2 protein-coding genes are annotated in these 2,833 nt (G+C 40.6%); both read right to left on the reverse strand.

Annotated elements, in window-relative coordinates; genetic code table 11:
* Positions 1–64: 64 nt before the first annotated feature.
* Positions 65–1,714, reverse strand: coding sequence for a group II intron reverse transcriptase/maturase (ltrA, locus tag AC1DRF_RS21790; protein ID WP_477741677.1), 1,650 nt, complete (start codon positions 1,712–1,714; stop codon positions 65–67).
* Positions 1,715–2,379: 665 nt separating this feature from the next.
* Positions 2,380–2,721, reverse strand: a complete 342-nt coding sequence (locus AC1DRF_RS21795) for a DUF1048 domain-containing protein (RefSeq protein ID WP_477741678.1) — start codon at positions 2,719–2,721, stop codon at positions 2,380–2,382.
* Positions 2,722–2,833: the final 112 nt, after the last annotated feature.

A 2,833-nucleotide genomic window follows, 5' to 3' on the forward strand; every position in this document is an offset into this window, starting at 1 on the left:
CCTAAGAACCGTACGTGACAGATTTCCCGTCATACGGCTCAAGCCTTCTTTTTATCCGAACAACTTATTTAATACATGGTACATGTACTAATTTAGCAAATTGACCTGTAGAAACCTCTAGGTTTCGCACTGTAATTTTCTCTCCATTTTGTAGAGTCTGCTTACACAATGCACAACGATATCCTTGTTTTCTTGCGAGTTTCATCCTATCTAATGTATTTTCATTATTAAAGACCTTACGGTCTCGTTTTTCCCAATACTCTCTTAGAATCGGATCATCTGGGCTGTTTTTATAAGCTACCATGACATGCCGTTCTATCTTAATCCAGGACATCTTTAACAATTGAATGTTAGTAAGTGGACATGTGAGAATCCATTTATTATTTCCACCGTGGTGGGGCTTCTTAAAATAACGTTTGCTAATCCATTTTCTCGACTTCTTTGGATGCAATTGTTTAAGGTGTTTTCTCACTTTTAGGAAAATATAATTGTCCATGTAGCTGTAAGTCTTTTTGGATACTACATGTTTCCAATACTGTCCGTAGCCACGAATAATCGGGTTTAAAACACGTATAATTTCTTTCACTGGCCGTCCTCTCATCACAGAGAACGTATCTTTTATCTTGTTTTTAGCTTTTTGAATGCTGTCTCTGCTAGGTTTAATGAATAACTTCTTTCCTTGTCCTGTATTGTATTGGCGCAGCGAGAAGCCAAGGAAATCAAAACCGTCCTCGATATGTGTAACCCTAGTTTTATCCATGCTAAGTGTAATTCCTCGTTTTCGTAAATAAGGGGTGAGGTTCTGGTACATACTTTCAGCTTGTTCCTTCGTTTCCGTTACGATGACGAAGTCATCTGCGTAGAGAACACGTCCTATCTTACATTTTGGATCAATTGCGTATCCTCCGTTTGGTTTGTATGTCTTTTTATAAACAATACCAATCTCTTCTTCCATACCACATAAGGCAATATTAGCTAGAAGGGGAGACACAATCCCCCCTTGAGGGGTTCCTTCTGTTGTCGTACGAAGCATACCCTGCTCTATGTAACCCATATTAAGCCACCTTTTAATGAGAGTGCTTCCCGGAAATATAGATGTTTGTTCCATTATCCAATTATGATTAAGATAATCGAAACAGCCTAAGAAATCTCCCTCAAACACCCACTTTTTCTTACTATTGGTGTTAAGCTTGTTAAAAAGATTGCTTATCGCATCGTGTGTACTTCGTTTAGGACGAAAACCGTAGGAAGTAGGTTCAAACTTAACCTCCCACTGGGGTTCAAGTGCGTTTTTTACTACGTTTTGATAGACTCGATCTCGCATCGTGGGAATGCCCAAAGGTCTTAGCTTTCCGTTTTTCTTCGGAATAAACGTTCTTTTTGCTGGCTTTGGACGATGTCGAAAGACATTGCATTTAACTAGTTGTTGATAAAGTTTGATACGTTCGCTTGGTTTTGAGGCCGTATAGCCATCTACACCAGGTGTTCGCTTACCGTTATTTTGTTGTGTTACTCTGCGAATAGAAAGCAGTAAATTTGCTTTACTCCGAAGGAGTAAACGTTGAAGCTTCCTTACTTTTCTTTGTTGATTTTGTTGTTCGGCACGATAAATTCTTTGTCGTAACTTCGATACATATTTTTGTATAATACTCCAATCAATAGAGTACCAACCTTTATGCGAGACGTGCGCCGACGCTCGTAGAGAGGTATTCATAACAGCACGCTCCTTTTCGTTAGAAGATAGCCACAAATTTATTTTAGTGTTGAAGACCAATGAGAAGTGGGCGCTCTTTCGAGCCTGTCATTGTCTGTAAAGCCGACAGTATCCGTCCAGTTATACAGTGATTCTGCTTTCCTGTTCCTTTTCAGGGTAACATACCCTCTGTCACATCGTTTGACTTTGCAGTCATCCTACTCTTATGCAGATGACATAGGGCTTACCAAGTTCCACTTTCTACAGATACAATAGGGGAAGGCAGGTTCTTTACTCCGGGCAAGATGCGGGACGCATCAAAGTAGCTTTATGATTCTACTGTTCCTCTTACCAAGACCTAAGCCAGAATATGCATTATCCTAGGCTAAAATTGACGAAGCTTACGAACCTTCACTTTCGTTTACCATACCTATCTTCTCCTAGCAGTATTCTGGACCATGCATTTGTCCTCTGTTTCCACATTTCCTCATGCAACCGACAGACTCGTTACCAAGAATGCCGTTTCGGATGGAGATCATCTCTGCGTCTAGATGAGTAGCGTTAGCTACACTGTAAGAAAGCGACTTCTTGTCGCACCATAAAACCTTTTATCGGTATTAAAAAAAGGACCTTCGATTGAAGATCCTTTTATGCTTTTTATTGAACCAAGCATTAAGATTTTATCGTTAGCCACGACCAATGGTATCGTTCAACTTCTTCCCATACTTATCTTTCCAAGTTTTCTCACCCTTCACTAGGTCGTCACAGAAAGCAGCCACGTCCTCGCCCGTAAGATCAGTGACTTTCTTGCCTTCCGCTGCTCCTTCCTCGAAAAGTTCGAGAATACCGACAAAGATACGGCTGCTATTCTTCCAATCGGTTGGGCCACCACCAGCAGTCCACATATATTTTTGAATAGCCTTGTAAGCGTTGCGGTACTCACTTGGAAGTGACTTCGCCCGTGCCTCCATCGCCCTCCATTCCCGCTTGTCATCTAGACTTCCGATAATTTTTTCAAAAAGATTCATTTTACTTCTCTCCTTGTGATTTTATTAGTCTTGAGTTCATTAATTTTGCTTGAGATGAAACCCCATTTTCTCCAAAAAATTTCAAGTTGCTCTTGCCCTGCTACGTTGAGTG

It is taken from the genome of Priestia sp. P5_B4 (genome assembly GCF_056400385.1).

Bases quoted from the DNA above. Each gene is read 5' to 3' on its own strand.
- AC1DRF_RS21795 (WP_477741678.1), bottom strand. From the start codon at position 2,721: ATGAATCTTTTTGAAAAAATTATCGGAAGTCTAGATGACAAGCGGGAA.
- ltrA (WP_477741677.1), bottom strand. From the start codon at position 1,714: ATGAATACCTCTCTACGAGCGTCGGCGCACGTCTCGCATAAAGGTTGG.